13 protein-coding genes are annotated in these 15,563 nt (G+C 57.9%); 9 read left to right on the top strand and 4 right to left on the bottom strand.

Going from position 1 to position 15,563, the window contains the following annotated elements:
• The first annotated feature begins 2 nt into the window (after positions 1-2).
• Positions 3-2,123 carry a methyl-accepting chemotaxis protein gene (locus CLV87_RS13385; protein ID WP_099246078.1) on the top strand — a complete coding sequence of 707 codons (2,121 nt, stop codon included), beginning with the start codon at positions 3-5 and terminating at the stop codon, positions 2,121-2,123.
• A gap of 55 nt (positions 2,124-2,178) precedes the next feature.
• Here the strand turns inward: CLV87_RS13385 and ndk are convergent, their stop codons facing one another.
• Together ndk and CLV87_RS13395 are read right to left on the bottom strand one after the other, a co-directional pair.
• The gene (ndk, locus tag CLV87_RS13390; RefSeq protein WP_099246080.1) at positions 2,179-2,601 is read right to left on the bottom strand and encodes a nucleoside-diphosphate kinase; all 423 of its coding nucleotides are present in this window, start codon (positions 2,599-2,601) and stop codon (positions 2,179-2,181) included.
• A gap of 145 nt (positions 2,602-2,746) precedes the next feature.
• Positions 2,747-3,583, bottom strand: coding sequence for a DUF1835 domain-containing protein (locus CLV87_RS13395; protein ID WP_133840782.1), 837 nt, complete (start codon positions 3,581-3,583; stop codon positions 2,747-2,749).
• Between the two features lie 63 nt (positions 3,584-3,646).
• Between CLV87_RS13395 and CLV87_RS13400 the strand changes: the two genes are divergently transcribed.
• Genes CLV87_RS13400 through CLV87_RS13410 form a run of 3 tightly spaced genes read left to right on the top strand, consistent with a single transcriptional unit; the run spans position 3,647 to position 6,799 of the window.
• A complete protein-coding gene (locus CLV87_RS13400; RefSeq protein ID WP_099246084.1) occupies positions 3,647-5,500 on the top strand; it encodes an ABC-F family ATP-binding cassette domain-containing protein in 1,854 nt (617 codons plus the stop codon).
• A 38-nt stretch (positions 5,501-5,538) separates the two neighbouring features.
• On the top strand, positions 5,539-6,159 hold the full coding sequence (locus CLV87_RS13405) for a MarC family protein (RefSeq protein ID WP_099246086.1): 621 nt from the start codon (positions 5,539-5,541) through the stop codon (positions 6,157-6,159).
• 58 nt (positions 6,160-6,217) lie between these two features.
• Entirely contained in the window at positions 6,218-6,799 is a 582-nt protein-coding gene (locus CLV87_RS13410) for a retropepsin-like aspartic protease family protein (protein ID WP_099246088.1), read from the top strand.
• A gap of 95 nt (positions 6,800-6,894) precedes the next feature.
• Here the strand turns inward: CLV87_RS13410 and CLV87_RS13415 are convergent, their stop codons facing one another.
• Both CLV87_RS13415 and CLV87_RS13420 read right to left on the bottom strand, forming a co-directional pair.
• Positions 6,895-7,353 carry a DNA polymerase III subunit chi gene (locus CLV87_RS13415; protein WP_133840783.1) on the bottom strand — a complete coding sequence of 153 codons (459 nt, stop codon included), beginning with the start codon at positions 7,351-7,353 and terminating at the stop codon, positions 6,895-6,897.
• A gap of 6 nt (positions 7,354-7,359) precedes the next feature.
• Positions 7,360-8,826, bottom strand: coding sequence for a leucyl aminopeptidase (locus CLV87_RS13420; protein ID WP_099247759.1), 1,467 nt, complete (start codon positions 8,824-8,826; stop codon positions 7,360-7,362).
• A 122-nt stretch (positions 8,827-8,948) separates the two neighbouring features.
• Here CLV87_RS13420 and lptF point away from each other — a divergent pair, with 122 nt between their 5' ends.
• The 5 genes from lptF to pdxA are packed head-to-tail and all read left to right on the top strand — an operon-like array spanning position 8,949 to position 15,538.
• Positions 8,949-10,088, top strand: coding sequence for an LPS export ABC transporter permease LptF (lptF, locus tag CLV87_RS13425; protein WP_099246092.1), 1,140 nt, complete (start codon positions 8,949-8,951; stop codon positions 10,086-10,088).
• Entirely contained in the window at positions 10,085-11,179 is a 1,095-nt protein-coding gene (gene lptG / locus CLV87_RS13430; protein ID WP_099246094.1) for an LPS export ABC transporter permease LptG, read from the top strand. Before lptF ends, lptG begins: the two co-directional genes overlap by 4 nt.
• On the top strand, positions 11,179-13,332 hold the full coding sequence (locus tag CLV87_RS13435; protein WP_099247761.1) for an LPS-assembly protein LptD: 2,154 nt from the start codon (positions 11,179-11,181) through the stop codon (positions 13,330-13,332). Before lptG ends, CLV87_RS13435 begins: the two co-directional genes overlap by 1 nt.
• Entirely contained in the window at positions 13,320-14,549 is a 1,230-nt protein-coding gene (locus tag CLV87_RS13440) for a peptidylprolyl isomerase (RefSeq protein ID WP_099246096.1), read from the top strand. Before CLV87_RS13435 ends, CLV87_RS13440 begins: the two co-directional genes overlap by 13 nt.
• Complete coding sequence (gene pdxA, locus CLV87_RS13445) at positions 14,546-15,538, top strand: 4-hydroxythreonine-4-phosphate dehydrogenase PdxA (protein WP_099246098.1); 993 nt, start codon at positions 14,546-14,548, stop codon at positions 15,536-15,538. Before CLV87_RS13440 ends, pdxA begins: the two co-directional genes overlap by 4 nt.
• The last annotated feature ends 25 nt before the right edge of the window (positions 15,539-15,563 follow it).

The following is a 15,563-nucleotide window of genomic DNA, read 5'->3' on the forward strand; positions in this document are numbered from 1 at the left end:
ACATGACACTTCGCATGAATATGGTGGTTATTTTGCTGCCGATGATTTTGCTGATTGGTTTCTTTTCTTACGTGGAAATCGACAACCTGCGCGCACAAAAACGCCAGATTGAAACAAGCATTCACGAGCTTTATCTGTCTGATCTTGTTAATGACGCCGTTCACGAATTGCAAAAAGAGCGAGGACAATCAGCCGGTTACACGGCATCCAAGGGTGCTAACTTCGCCGCATCGCTGCCCGAATTACGCAAATCTACTGACGCAGCATTGGCCCAGTTAGAGGAACATTATTTCTCAGGCCAATCCGTACCAGAGACCGCGATACAAGCGCAGCGCACCCTCAAAGAGTTGCAAGAAACCAGGCAGAACATCACCGCCTTGAACCTCACTGTGCCAGAGCTCGCCGGATGGTATACCGGCATCATTACGAACCTTCTGGATGCCACGGCAAGCATTGACGGTCAAAGGGCTGACAACGGCATTATTCATCTGGTCGAATCCCGCATCCTCACTGGATATGCCAAAGAAAACGCTGGGTTAGAACGTGCAACCGGGGCAGTCATGCTGGGCAGTGGGGCCGCCAAACCAAAGGTTCATGAGCGATTTCTGGAATTAGGAAGCGGGCAATTCACCCTACTGGGTCTCGCGGCCAAAACGGCGCATCTTCCCGAGATGATGCAAAAGGTTGAACAGGCCGCGACAGATATTGGCGTTGCCAAAATGCGGTTGGACTTAACAGCTTGGGGATATGGTGGTGCCAAGCCTAGGTTTAGCGGACCGGAATGGTTCGCCGCGTCGACCCAATGGATTGATTTCCTGAGGGAGAAAGAGCTGGAGTTCGCCCAGAGCATTCGCGAAATCGCTCAATCTCAATTGAGCGCTACCGCGCAGCAGTTGAACACGTTGATAACGGTTGTCGGGCTCATTGTCGTCAGTTCCGTCCTCGTGTCGCTCTTTGTTTTCGAACGCATGATTTCAAAATTCCGCGCCCTGATTAAAATCATGGCGCAGTTCCGGGATGGCGATTTCGACGTGCATGTCCCCTTTATCAAGGGCAAGGCTGAAATCAATGTGATGGCAGATTCAATCTATCGCTTCAAACAGCAAACCCTTTCCATGCAAGAAGAAAACAGGCGCATCAAAGCCGAAGACGAAGCCGCCCTTCAATCCAAGGCCTCTGCCGCGGTTGCCTTGATCACTGAGGGGCTCAGCGCCTTGGCTCAGGCCGATCTGTCCCTGCGTTTCGAGGACGCGCTGGACCCCGAATATGATCAGCTACGCGAGGATTTCAACACCGCCTCTAGCAGGCTGCGCGGTGTCTTGCGGGAATTGGCCACGACCGTTCAAACCATGACGGAAAAGGCCAGCGACATGGCCACCGCCTCTGACAATCTTGCCTCGCGCACCGAGCAGCAAAGCGACACGATCCTGTCTACGGCAAACAGTGTCGGACAGGTCGCGCAGCATGTTGTCGACGATCTCGACCAATTGGTTACAGCAAATGAAGCGGCGCAATCGGCGCGCCACACCGCGGACCGCTCTGGTGAAATCGTCAGCCAGGCCGTGTCCGCCATGGATCGCATCGCGCAAAGCTCGGATGAAATCTCACAAATCATCTCCATGATCGAAGAAATTTCATTCCAAACCAATCTCCTGGCGCTCAACGCGCGGGTAGAAGCCGCGCGCGCAGGTGAAAGCGGCCGTGGCTTTGCCGTGGTCGCGCAAGAGGTGCGCGAATTGGCCAAACGATCCTCGCAGGCCGCCATGGACATCAAATCGCTGATCAATGAAAGCGGCCAGCAAGTAGATGAGGGCGTCAAGCTCGTCCACAGCGCTGGCTCCGCGCTCGAAGATATCATCACCCGCGTGCAATCCGTGGATGATGCTCTGCAATCGGTCTCTCGCTCAGCCCAACGTCAGGCTGATGACCTGACCCAGGTCAATCAATCCATGTCGCTGCTGCGGGACCTGACCGACGCCAACACGCATATGGTCTCAGACGGTCGCACGGTTAGCGGAGATATGGCGACCATGGCGAAACGCCTCACCAGCCTGTTGGACGAATTTGAGCTGGGTGATCGTGCTGGGCAAAAACAAAACGCCCCAATGCAAAACGTCGCTTAAAAAAACAAAAAGGGGCCCAACGGCCCCTTTTCACGTCTCATGAAACCGAATGGGCTTAGCCCACCAGTTCCAGACCCGAGAAGAAATATGCGATTTCTACGGCTGCGGTTTCCGGTGCGTCGGAACCGTGGACAGAGTTTTCGCCAACAGATTCAGCAAACTCAGCGCGGATGGTGCCCGGTGCGGCGTCGGCTGGGTTGGTTGCGCCCATAACTTCGCGGTTTTTCAGGATGGCACCTTCGCCTTCCAAGACCTGAGCAACGATTGGCGCGGAAGCCATGAATTCGCACAGTTCGTCATAGAAAGGACGCTCTTTGTGCACTGCATAGAACTCACCCGCTTGCGCTTTGGTCAGGTGGATACGCTTTTGCGCAACGATGCGCAGGCCAGCTTCTTCGAACTTGGCGTTGATCGCGCCAGTCAGGTTGCGGCGGGTGGCATCAGGTTTGATGATCGAAAATGTGCGCTCAAGGGCCATTGTCTTGCTCCGTCAAATTCCGGGCACCCTGCCCGGCTGTTTCTATTGCGCGGGCGTTAGCACGGGCCGGATTTTTTGAAAACCCCTCAAACCAACCGCGCCTTCATTTCCTTGCCTGCCTCGGTCAGTCGAACCTTGCAGTCACTCATTTTGGGCTCGTGCCGGTTATCTGTACCAAAGCTGTAGGGTGATTTGCCATCTGGACCAACTCTGCTTTCAATACCATGTCGCCGACATGATCATTCTCTTCTAGACCTGCAGCCATAGCGTTCCCCACCGGCCTCGCCATTGGGATCCACACCTCGCCAATCTCGCAAAGCACTCTCGCCTGCAAATTGGACAAACCTGTTTGTGCATCGGGAAATCGTCCGCAGATTGTCCGGAAAACCTTTTCCATTTCTGGTTCCAGCGCAATCCCCTCAATCCAAGTTGGCAGCGAGACCCGCGCCTGCCAAAGTTCGGTTGAACGCGCTACGTCAACGCGGTGCTCTAACTTGGTCACGACAGCTTCAGAAATCGCGGATCTAAACGCTCGCTTCTGCAGTGACATGATCTCAAACACATCAAAACGTCTTTGAAAGACGCGCCTTTTATCAACGCCAAGCCTCTGCAATTCCATCACAGCGAAATGTCGCCAAATCTGGCTCTGAACGCTGTCATCAAACCAAATTGAAACGCGCTCAGCTCGGGTTACCGCCTCCTCAAACTCTGGAATCTCCGGTAGGTCGGCCTCTGACACATTTGACAACTCTTCCAAACGGAACACTGGAAACGGCGTTGCCCATAAGCCGGTGAACTCGACCTCCATATCCAGTTCCTCTCCCCATAGTGCGGCCCAATGGGTGTGACGTTGCTCAGCAAAGCCGCGTGCTTTATCCCATTTTGAAACCGGCCCTGTGCTCAGATCGTCCAGAAAACAAAACACATTGAGATCTGGCCATTCACCGGTCAAAACAGTTTTGCTCAGATGTTGCGACGTCAATATTACTCTCAACCCAATCACTCCCGATTGACACCATGCACGCGCACTGGCACTGCGGCCCTCATGTTACGTATCCAAGATATCGCCTATTCCGTCGAAGGTCGCCCTCTTTTCGAAGGGGCCAGCGCCACCATTCCTGCGGGCCACAAAGTTGGTCTGGTCGGGCCCAATGGTGCCGGGAAAACCACCCTGTTTCGCCTGATCAAGGGCGAGCTGACGCTGGACAATGGCGACATCTCTTTGCCACCCCGCGCGCGCATTGGCGGCATCGCGCAGGAAGTGCCCTCATCCGACACCTCCCTAATCGACACCGTGCTTGAGGCCGATACCGAACGCGCCGCGCTCATGGCCGAATCTGAGACTGCTACGGACAGCAACCGCATTGCTGAAATCCAAACCCGACTGGCCGATATTGATGCATGGAGCGCCGAGAGCCGCGCCTCTTCTATCCTCAAAGGCCTTGGATTTGACGCTGAGGCCCAAAAACGCCCCTGCTCCGATTTCTCCGGCGGTTGGCGGATGCGCGTTGCCTTGGCGGGTGTGCTCTTTGCCCAGCCCGACCTGCTGCTGCTGGACGAACCGACCAACTATCTCGACCTCGAAGGCGCGCTTTGGCTGGAATCCTACCTGACCAAATATCCCCATACGGTCATCGTCATCAGCCATGACCGTGGGCTGTTGAACCGCGCGGTCGGCTCGATCCTGCATCTCGAAGACAAGCGGCTCACCTATTACGGCACGCCCTATGACGGTTTCACTAAGCTGCGGGCCGAAAAGCGTGCCCAGGCCGCCGCGCAGGCCAAGAAACAAGAAGAACGCCGCGCCCATCTGCAAAGCTTTGTCGACCGTTTCCGCGCCAAGGCTACCAAGGCCAAACAGGCACAATCACGTCTGAAAATGATCGAACGCATGGACATGATCGCCGCCCCCGAAGAGGCGGCCAAGCGCGTGTTCAATTTCCCACAACCGGATGAGCTATCGCCGCCGATCATCAATATTGAAAACGGCGCGACCGGTTACGGAGACGTCACTATCCTTAAAAAGCTCAACCTGCGCATTGACCAGGATGACCGTATCGCGCTGCTGGGGCGCAATGGTCAGGGCAAATCGACCCTGTCAAAGCTGCTTTCCGACCGCCTGCCCCTGCAAGCGGGTCGGATGAGCAAAAGCTCCAAGCTGCGCATCGGCTATTTTGCCCAACATCAGGTGGATGAACTGCATCTGGACGAAACCCCGTTACAGCATGTTCAGCGCGAACGCCCCGATACATTGCCCCCCAAATTGCGTGCGCTTCTGGCCGGGTTTGGCCTTGGCGCGGATCAGGCAGACACCGAAGTCGCCCGCCTGTCGGGGGGGCAAAAGGCCCGCCTGTCTCTGTTGCTCGCCACCTTGGACGCGCCACATCTGCTGATCCTGGACGAACCGACCAACCACCTCGATATCGAAAGCCGCGAAGCACTGGTCGAGGCGCTCACCGCCTATTGCGGCGCGGTGATCCTGGTCAGCCACGATATGCACCTGCTCGGCATGGTGGCAGACCGGCTGTGGCTGGTTGGCGATGGCACAGTGAAACCCTATGAGGATGATCTGGATGCCTATCGCAGCCTGCTGCTGACCCAGGACAAGCCTGCGAAGCCCAATAAGAAAGAGACACCCAAACCCAAACGCGCCTCTCGCGATGAACTCCTCGCGCTGCGGTCTGACGTGCGCAAATGCGAGGACCGTATCGGCAAGCTTGAGGAGATGGCCGAAAAGCTGTCCGCGAAACTGGCCGATCCGGAACTCTATGAAGACGGTCGCGCCGGGGATCTGGCGGTTTGGAACAAGAAATATGCCGAAGTTCGCGACGGCTTGTCCCGTGCCGAGGAGCTTTGGGAAAAGGCCGTGGAAAAGCTTGAGACGGCTGAGGCCGGTTAAAGACTTGATCGTGATGCGTATTCTTCTAGGCTGACCCAATGGACACCACCTTTCTCATCACCGTCTTTGCCACACTGTTTGTGGTGATCGACCCGATTGGGTTGACGACGGTATTTATTGCGCTGACCCAAGGTACGAGTGTCGCTCACCGCCGTTCAGTGGCCATTCGCGCCTGTCTGGTGGCGGCGGCGATCCTGACGTTGTTTGCGTTTCTGGGCGAAAACGTGCTGGGCTTTATTGGCATTTCCATGCCGGCCTTTCGCATTTCCGGTGGCATCCTGTTGTTTCTGACCGCGCTCGATATGTTGTTCGAACGCCGCACCAAACGCCGCGAAGACCGCGCCGACGAAGAAGAGTTTCCCGACCCGTCTGTCTTTCCCATCGCGATCCCTTTGCTGGCAGGCCCGGGGTCTATCGCGACGATGATCCTTTTGGCCGGGCAGGCCAATGGCGCTGCGGAAATGGCAGGCATTCTTGCGATCATGGTCGGCGTATTGGTGATTGGCCTCGTGTTCTTTCTTTTGGCGGGCAGTATTGAGCGCGCCTTGGGCCGCACGGGCATTGTCGTGACAACGCGGCTTTTGGGCATGTTGTTGGCGGCTTTGTCGGTGCAATTCGTGTTGGACGGGCTGCGCGATTTTGGCATTGGGTTGTCCTGAACCCTGTCATCGCATGCCGGGGCTCCCTATGTAATATGTGATTGAGTAGGAGTTTGCCATGCAGGGCGATGATCTCGGCAATATGATCTATCTTGGCGCACTCGGTGCGGTGCTGGTCAGCTGGTATGTGGTACAAAACCATGGCGGGTTGAGCAAACTGGTGCGCGACGCCGCCGCTTGGGTGTTCATTTTCATTGCTGTCATGGCGGCCATCGGGCTTTGGGGGGATCTGAAACACGATCTCATGCCCCGCCAAACCGTTTTCGAGGATCAGGGCCGTGTAGAACTGCCTCGCGCCGAAGATGGGCATTACTATGTTGACCTTGAGATCAATGGTCGGACGGTGCCTTTCGTCGTGGACACCGGGGCAACATCGGTTGTGCTGACACAGCGCGACGCAGCGCGTATCGGGCTGGATTTGAACAATCTGGTGTTTCTCACGCAGGCAATGACCGCCAATGGCGCAGTGGATACAGCCCCTGTTTCTCTGGACATTGTGGAGTTGGGGCCATTCACTGACAAAAACCTGCCCGCCTATGTGAATGGCGGCGAGATGGACACGTCTTTACTGGGGATGACCTATCTGGATCGCTTTGAGAGCATTCAGATTTCAGGACAAAAGATGGTGCTTGAGAGGTAAGGGGATTAGGGGCGCTGCCCCGTCCCAAGCTTGCTTGGGACTCCCCGGGATACTTTTAGCCCAAAGAAACCTTGCCCAAAAACACCCTGGATGGCTCACGCTTCGGCTTTCTTTTCCCAACGCCCGGATTCCTCGGACCAATATTGGGCTGAACAGCCCGCTCCGGTCAGGGATTTCCATTGCGTGCGGGCGTGTTGCACCGCCTCTTGGTCATGGCCATCAAACAGGATGCAGACCCGTTCCAGATCCTGAACCTCGTCCGCAGTGACCGCAGCTCCATCCACGCTCATCAGGCAGGCGGGATTGTTCGGGCTTTCCGGGCCGCACGTCAAAAGCACCGGTTGCAGCGCGTCATGCGCCCCGCCGATTTGGCCATGGGGCAGAAATCCGTCTTCCTGCCCCAGCCAAAGTTTCTGATCCAGCCAGTCCATGCGACCCGGATCGGTTCCGCGTACAGCCACTTTCCACCCTGCCCCCAAAGCCTTGCCCAGCAACATGGGCAAGGTGTCCTCAAGCGAGGCGCGGGTCAGATGGTAGAAAAAGACGGCCCCCATAGCGGTTTACTCGGTTTCGAACTTGTCGCGCACAAGGCGGTCAAGCGCCATGACGCCCCAGCCGGTCGCGCCCTTGGGGGCCAGCGCGGTCTCTTTGGTGTCCTGGGCCACGCCCGCAATGTCGAGATGGATCCAAGGCAGCCCGTCTTTGACAAAACGTTGCAGGAACTGCGCCGCTGTGATCGAACCCGCCGCGCGGCCACCGATATTCTTGATATCAGCTTTGCCGCCATCCAGCAGCTTGTCATAAACCGGGGCCAGCGGCATTTGCCACGCGCCCTCGCCTTCGGCCTTGGCGGCCTTGAGGAAGTCATTGGCAAAGCTGTCATCATTGGAAAACACGCCGGCATTGTCATGACCCAGCGCAATGATGATCGCACCGGTCAGAGTGGCGAGGTCGATCATCGCCGCCGGTTCCTCGGAGAGTTGCGCGTGCCACATGACATCAGCCAGCACCAAACGCCCTTCGGCATCGGTGTTGAGAACCTCAATCGTGTCGCCCTTCATCGATGTGACGATATCGCCGGGGCGCTGCGCGGTGCTGGAGGGCATGTTTTCAACGAGGCCGACCAGACCAACCACATTGGCCTTGGCCTTGCGCAGGGCCAGAGTTTTCATCACACCAGACACCACGCCAGCCCCGCCCATATCCATGGTCATGTCTTCCATGCCGGGGGCCGGTTTCAGGCTGATTCCCCCCGTGTCAAACACAACACCCTTGCCGATCAGGGCCAAAGGCGCGCCCTCGCCGCCTTTCCAGCGCATGACCACAACCTTGGACGGCATGGCCGAGCCCTGCCCAACGCCCAGCAATGCGCCCATGCCCAGTTCGGTCAGCTTGTCCTCTTCGAGAACCTCGACCTCAACGCCAAGCTCTTTCAACGCCACAAGACGATCTGCAAATTCTGTTGTGCTCAGCACATTGGCAGGCTCGGACACGAGATCGCGGGTGAATGTCACGCCTTCGGCCACAGCGCGGGTTGCCACGGCGGCCTCTTCTGCGGCCTCGGGCTCTTTGCACATCACCAGCGCAGGCTTGCTCTCTTTCTTTTCGGCGGTCTTGCGTGCGTCAAAAGCATAGCCGCGCAGCGCCAATCCCATGGCAAACTCTGCCGGGTGTTTCACATTCTCGGCCAGCACGGTCAGCGCCGCTTTGCCCGCTGCCTTGGCCAGCTTGGCCCCCGCCTTGCGCGCCTCGACCGTTGAGGGGCGGCGTTCCAGACAGATGATATCAACCGCCTCAGCCTTCATGCCAACGGGATAGGCCAAGCTCACCACATCGCCGGACTTCTTGTCACCCCAGGCCTCATCCTCGACCACACGTGCCACGGCCCCCTTGGTCAGGCGATTCAAACGGCGCGCACCGGGGCTCATCGTGCCTTCGGACGGGATCAAAACCGCCACCCGGCCCTCGGCCTCGGCCAATGCGTCCAGATCAACAGAAGCGAAAGAAAAAGCGCGCAGCTCGGTCATCATCATATCCTTTGGCTAAACCTTGCTTATGACCTAGCCTTGTGCGCCCCGATTGACCAGAGCCACCTTTCCCCCGAGGCCAATCCCCACTAGAGTGTTCGCAAGTGTCACATCGTGGGGGTATGGCGAGCTTGCAGAGATTCGACAGATATGTCCTGTCGCAACTTATGGTGTTGTTCGGCTTTTTTGCCCTAGTGCTGGTGTCAGTTTACTGGGTCAATAAGGCAGTGGATCTGTTTGACCAGCTTATTGCTGACGGTCATTCCGCCGGTATTTTCCTGGAATTTTCCGCACTCAGCCTACCTGCTGTGATCGCCCTGGTCCTGCCTATGTCCGCCTTTGCGGCGGCGGTTTATGTCACCAATCGCATGTCGGGCGATAGTGAATTGACCGTAGTTCAATCCACCGGCTATTCGCCCTGGCGTTTGGTGCGCCCGTTCTTTTTCTTTGGGCTGATCGTCTGTCTGATGATGGGTGTGCTGACAAATTTCCTGGTGCCGCGTTCCCTAGAACAGCTGCAATTGCGCCAGCAAGAGATCTCAAGCTCGGTCACCGCGCGCCTGCTGCGCGAGGGCAGCTTTCTGCACCCCTCCAAGGGCGTAACCTTCTATATTCGCGACATTTCTCCTGATGGAGAGCTGCGCGATGTGTTTTTGTCAGACCGCCGTCAGGCGGGCAGCGAAACCATTTACACCGCCGACACGGCCTATTTGGTGCGTGATGATGCAGGTCCCAAACTGGTGATGCTGTCGGGTATGGCGCAAACAATGGATCTGGTAGAACAACGTCTGTCCACCACCAATTTCAGCGACCTGACCTATGATATCTCCGGTTTGATCAGCGGCGCGTCAGCCAAAAGACGCAAATTGAATTTTGTTCCAACTCAAGAGCTGCTTTTTGACAGCGAAGCGGTCGCGCAGGAAACTGGAAAACCACGCGCCGAAGTCCTCGAAAAAGGCCATTCGCGCTTTCAGCAACCTTTGTTGGCCCTTGTGGCCTCATTGATCGGGTTTTCTGCCCTGATTGTTGGCGGGTTTTCGCGCTTTGGGGTGACCCGTCAGATCATCATGGCCATCCTCTTGCTTGTGGTCGTCAAACTGGTCGAAAGCGGGATCACCGAACCCGCCCGCAATGACACTGCGCTGTGGCCGCTGGTCTACCTGCCCAGCCTGGTCGGCCTTGCCATGGTTCTGTTCATGCTGTGGCGCGCGGCAAGGCCGTTTCGTCCCCGTCGCCCCAAAGGACAGGAGGTGCCGGCATGACGCTTCACCTCTACTATGCGCGGCGGTTTTTGGTGATCTTCCTGTCGGTTCTGGCCGTTCTGGCGCTGTTTCAGGCGCTGCTGGATCTGATCGAGCAGCTTCGCTTTCTCGACAAGGGGGCCAACTTTGCCCAGGTCGTGCAAATGGTCGGGCTGAAACTGCCTGACGGCATGTATCAAATCATGCCGCTGGTGGTGATCCTGTCCACCATTGCGATGTTTGTCAGCATGTCCCGATCCTCAGAGCTGGTGGTAACGCGGGCTGTGGGGCGGTCAGGGTTGTCGCTGTTGGTAGCGCCATTGATCGTGGCGCTGTTGATCGGTGCGCTGATCGTCGCCGTGATGAACCCAATCGTGGCTGCCACGGGCAAGCGCTATGTCGATATGGCCGAGTCCTTTGAAAATGGTGGCACCTCGGCGATTTCCATCGGCCCCGAGGGACTGTGGCTGCGCCAAGGCGGACCACAGGGCCAAGCGGTCATCCGCGCCGCCCGTGCCAATCCCGAAGCAACCGAGCTTTATGACGTTTCCATCGTGGCCTATGCGCCGGAAGGTGGGCCAATGCAGCGGATCAGCGCCAAATCCGCCAGCCTGCGCGAAGGGGCCTGGCATTTGCGCGGTGCCAAGGCCTGGCCGCTATCCGCCGGGCTGAACCCAGAGGCCGGAGCGCGCCAGCATGAGACTCTTGAGCTGACATCCACCCTGACCCGCGACAGCATTCGCGACCGATTTGGCAAACCCTCTTCGGTTGCCATTTGGGATTTGCCCAGCTTTATCTCGGATCTGGATCAGGCAGGTTTCTCGGCGCGCCGCCATGTGGTCTGGTTCAATATGGAGCTGGCTCGCCCGCTGTTTCTTGTGGCTATGGTGCTTGTCGGAGCCGCCTTTACCATGCGCCCAGCCCGATTGGGGCGCACCGGCCTGGCGGTTTTGTCAGCGGTTCTTTTGGGCTTTGGCCTGTATTATGTTCGAAATTTCGCTCAGATCATGGGTGAAAGTGGTCAGTTATCGCCAATTCTGGCGGCTTGGGTTCCCCCTATCGCGTCGATATTGCTTGCGCTCGGGCTGGTCCTGCATATGGAGGACGGATGATGCGCCTTTCCACCCTCGCCCTTTGTGCCCTGTTGGCCTTGCCTTCGCTGCCTAACGCGCAAGAGGCAAGCACCGCCGCGCCTGCGCTTTTGGTGGCCGATAGTGTGTTTGTGGAAAGCCAGGACAGGCTTGTCGCCACGGGCAATGTCGAAGCTCTGCATGACGGCACCCATCTGACGGCAACGCAGATCATCTATGATCGCGCCACGGATACCTTAGAAATCATCGGCCCCATTCGCATCGTCGATCCCCAGGGCACGATCCTTGTTGCGGATTACGCCACTCTGGATCAGGAGTTCAAAAACGGACTGCTGAAAGGCGCGCGCATGGTGCTGGACCAGCAGTTGCAACTGGCTGCCGTCGAAGCGCGGCGCGCCAACGGTCGCTATACCCAGCTGAGCAAGGTCGCCGTGACCTCATGCCAGGTCTGCGGGGATCAGGCCGTACCGCTTTGGCAAATTCGCGCCAAGCAGGTTGTCCATGATCAACAAGAACGTCAGCTCTATTTTGACGAGGCGCAATTGCGTGTGCTGGATGTGCCGATCATGTATCTGCCACACCTGCGCTTGCCTGATCCAACCCTGAAACGCGCGCGCGGCTTTCTTGTCCCCTCTTTGCGCAGTTCCACATTGCTTGGCGCTGGTATCCGCGTCCCCTATTTCATTCCATTTGGCGATCACAAAGACCTGACGCTGACGCCCTACCTGTCGCCCAAAACCCGGACTTTGGAATTTCGCTATCGCCAGGCCTTTGCCAATGGCGACATCAATATTGCCGGTGCCGCGTCTTATGACACGCTGATTTCCAATGTTTTGCGCGGCTATGTGTTTGCCGATGGGCAATTCAACCTGCCCAAAGATTATAAACTCTCCTTTAGCGCCAATGCCGTTCTCGATGCATCTTACCTGAATGATTATAACATCTCCGATCAGGACAGGCTCCAAAGCCGAATTGGCGTCGAACGCGTGAAACCGTTGGAATATAGCTGGGCCGAGCTCACGCATTTCGAAACGCTCCGTGCGCTGGAGGATAACGACACCCAACCGGCGATTGCGCTTAGCTTTGGTCGGGAAAAGCGTTTCTTTCCCAGCATGTTGGGCGGCGAGCTTCGCGTCGGCGCTGAGGTGCATGGCCATTACCGCTATTCCTCCATCCCGATTGACAGCGCCGATCTCGATCTGGTCGTCGATGGCCGCGATGTCGCGCGTTTCAATGGCGAGATCAGTTGGCGTGACCGTTGGACCTCAGGCTTTGGGCTTCAGGCAGGCGTTTCAACGCATCTCTGGCTGGACCACTATGTCACCCGCCAGGACAATACGTCCGACGACAACGTCACTCGTCTGACCCCCGGTGTCGCGGTTGATCTGCGGTGGCCCTTCCAAAGCCGATCCGGCAATGGCGGCCGCACCTTGCTGGAACCCATTGTGCAATATGGCTGGGTTGGCGGTGATCGCCCGAAAAACCCGAATGACGAAAGCACTCGTGTCGAATTTGACGAGGGTAATTTGCTCTCCCTGTCGCGCTTTCCGGCGGCAGATCGGCGTGAACACGGCCATCAACTGGCTGCTGGTCTGCGTTGGCGACACATTTCGCCCCAGGGATGGGACGCGGCGTTGACCTTGGGCCGGGTTTGGCGACAGGACCAAGACCCTGATTTCAGCCGCTCCTCTGGCTTGCAGGGCAAGGATTCCGATTGGTTGGTTTCTGGGCAATTTACCCATCCCTCCGGGCTGACGCTCAGCGCGCGAGGATTGCTGGACGATACCGGGCGCACCAACAAGGCCGAAGCCAGCGCCGCCTGGAGCAATGACCGCCTCGACCTGACCGCCTCCTACCTGTTGCTGGTCGCGGATTCCGCCGAAGAACGCGACCGCGCCCAGTCCGAATGGACCTTTGACAGCACCATTCGCATGACCCAACACTGGAGCAGTTCCTATGAGGCTCGGTATGATCTTGCCGATCAACGGCTTGACCGTCTCGGGCTTGGGCTGCAATACCGGAATGAATGTGTTCAGGTGGATTTCAAGGCCACGCGGAAATATGCTTCGGCAACCAACCTGGAACCGTCAACCGATTTCGACCTGACTGTCGCGCTGAAAGGGTTCAGCACCGGCGGCAGCGCCAAGGAGTATCGACGCACATGCGCCCATTGACCCGTTTTCTCAGCTCTTTTGCCCCTATTGCCTTTGCAGCGGCCATGTCCCTGACACCGGCCACTTTGCCTGCACAAGGATTGTTTTCCCCCGCGATTATCGTGAATGAGCAAGTGGTGACCGGCTACGAACTCCAGCAGCGCGCCACGATGCTGAAGCTGCTGCGCGCGCCCGGTGACCCGCAGAAACTGGCGCGTGAACAATTGATTGACGACCGCCTGCGCCTGCAAGCAGCCAGCGACGCCGGGATCCGTCCAACCCGTGAGGAAATACTCGACGGTATGGAAGAATTCGCCGGGCGCGCCAATCTCAGCCGCGAAGAGTTTATTCAAGCCCTCGGGTCCGCCGGTGTCGAAGAGCAGACATTCCGTGATTTTGTTTTGGCCGGGTTGTCCTGGCGGATGCTGGTGCAACAGCGTTTTGCCGGTCGTTCCACCGTGTCCGAGGCCGAAGTGGATCGCGCCTTGTCCTCAGGCGGATCGAACAATGTGCGAGTGTTGATTTCCGAAATCATCATGCCTGTGCCCCCCCGGCAAGAGGCGCAGATTCAGGAACGTGCACGTCGTATTTCGGAACTGACTTCGCCGTCAGCCTTTTCGGCGCAAGCGCGGCGTTTTTCGGCGACTTCGACCCGTGGCAATGGCGGTCGGATGCCCTGGCGCGACCTGTCTGAACTCCCCGCGCCCCTGCGCCCTTTGCTTCTGGGGCTGAAACCGGGTGAAGTCACCGACCCAATCCCATTGCAGGGCGCGATTGCCTTGTTCCAACTGCGTGATATCGAAGAAGGGTCCTATTCCGCGCCAGAAATCGCCTCGGTCGAATATGCGGCCTATTACATGCCCGGCGGTCGCTCGGATGACACATTGGCCAAGGCGCGTGTGCTGAAAAGCAAGGTGGATCGCTGCGATGATCTCTACGGCATTGCCAAAGGCCAGCCAGAAGAGGTTCTGCAACGCGACACCCTGCCCCCATCGGAAATTCCCACTGATGTGGCATATGAATTGTCCAAACTCGATCCCGGCGAGGTGTCTACCGCTTTGACACGCGCCGATGGTCAGACTTTGGTTTTCCTGATGCTCTGCGGACGCACCAACACAATTTCCGAGGATGCGGATCGCGATCAGGTCACACTTGGCTTGCGCAACAAACGCGTGGCCAATCTGGCGGATGGTTACCTCGCGCAATTGCGCGCTGATGCACGCATCATCGAGAAATGATCCAGAAAACACCTGTTTTGCCGGTCGCCGTCAGCTGCGGCGAACCGGCAGGCATTGGACCGGAACTGATCGAAGCCGCCTGGCAGGCTGTAGGGCAGGATGTGCCATTTTTCTGGATCGGTGACCCGGCGCATTTGCCGGGCTTCGTGCCCCATGCCGTCCTGGATGATCCCCGCGACGCGCTCCAGGCCTGCGCAACCGGCCTGCCAATCCTGCCCATGCCCTTCAACGGCCCGCGTGTGGCTGGGCAGGCGCAGCCGCGCCATGCCCAAGGGGTGATCGCGTCGATCGAAAGCGGTGTCGATCTGGTGATGCACGGCTTGGCCTCAGCGCTCTGCACCCTGCCCATCCACAAACAGGCTTTGGCCGAAGGGGCCAATTTCCGCTTTCCCGGTCATACCGAGTTTCTGGCGCATCTGGCTGGGGCGGATGAGGTTGTGATGATGCTGGCCTCTGAGCAATTGCGCGTTGTGCCTGCCACAATCCACATTGCCATTTCCGAAGTGCCCGAAGCACTAACCGAGGCGTTGCTGGAAAAGCGCATTCGTATCACGGCCACCGCTCTGAAAGAGCAATTCGGCATTGCCACACCGCGCATCGCCGTGGCCGGTCTGAACCCGCATGCGGGCGAAGGTGGCCGTATGGGGCACGAGGACGCCACCCTGATCTCTCCGGTCGTGGACAGGTTGCGGGCCGAGGGGCTGCACCTCTCCGGTCCCCTGCCCGCTGATACGATGTTCCACGCCCGCGCCCGTGCCAATTACGATGTGGCGATCTGCATGTATCACGATCAGGCGCTGATCCCGATCAAGACGCTGGATTTTGACCGCGGTGTAAACGTGACGCTTGGCCTGCCCTTTATCCGCACCTCGCCTGACCATGGCACCGCCTTTGACATCGCAGGCAAAGGGCTGGCCAATCCAACCTCAACGGTTGAGGCCTTGAAACTGGCCCATCATCTGGCGCAAAACGGGTCGAACGAAGCGTGACCAAATTCCATCCTTGGAATTTGCA

The sequence above is a fragment of the Pelagimonas phthalicica genome, assembly GCF_004364805.1.
GTDB classification, from domain to species: domain Bacteria; phylum Pseudomonadota; class Alphaproteobacteria; order Rhodobacterales; family Rhodobacteraceae; genus Pelagimonas; species Pelagimonas phthalicica.

Bases quoted from the DNA above. Each gene is read 5' to 3' on its own strand.
- CLV87_RS13435 (WP_099247761.1), top strand. From the start codon at position 11,179: ATGCGCCTTTCCACCCTCGCCCTTTGTGCCCTGTTGGCCTTGCCTTCG.
- pdxA (WP_099246098.1), top strand. From the start codon at position 14,546: ATGATCCAGAAAACACCTGTTTTGCCGGTCGCCGTCAGCTGCGGCGAA.
- lptF (WP_099246092.1), top strand. From the start codon at position 8,949: ATGGCGAGCTTGCAGAGATTCGACAGATATGTCCTGTCGCAACTTATG.
- ndk (WP_099246080.1), bottom strand. From the start codon at position 2,601: ATGGCCCTTGAGCGCACATTTTCGATCATCAAACCTGATGCCACCCGC.
- CLV87_RS13400 (WP_099246084.1), top strand. From the start codon at position 3,647: ATGTTACGTATCCAAGATATCGCCTATTCCGTCGAAGGTCGCCCTCTT.
- CLV87_RS13420 (WP_099247759.1), bottom strand. From the start codon at position 8,826: ATGACCGAGCTGCGCGCTTTTTCTTTCGCTTCTGTTGATCTGGACGCA.
- CLV87_RS13405 (WP_099246086.1), top strand. From the start codon at position 5,539: ATGGACACCACCTTTCTCATCACCGTCTTTGCCACACTGTTTGTGGTG.
- CLV87_RS13440 (WP_099246096.1), top strand. From the start codon at position 13,320: ATGCGCCCATTGACCCGTTTTCTCAGCTCTTTTGCCCCTATTGCCTTT.
- CLV87_RS13410 (WP_099246088.1), top strand. From the start codon at position 6,218: ATGCAGGGCGATGATCTCGGCAATATGATCTATCTTGGCGCACTCGGT.
- CLV87_RS13415 (WP_133840783.1), bottom strand. From the start codon at position 7,353: ATGGGGGCCGTCTTTTTCTACCATCTGACCCGCGCCTCGCTTGAGGAC.
- lptG (WP_099246094.1), top strand. From the start codon at position 10,085: ATGACGCTTCACCTCTACTATGCGCGGCGGTTTTTGGTGATCTTCCTG.
- CLV87_RS13385 (WP_099246078.1), top strand. From the start codon at position 3: ATGACACTTCGCATGAATATGGTGGTTATTTTGCTGCCGATGATTTTG.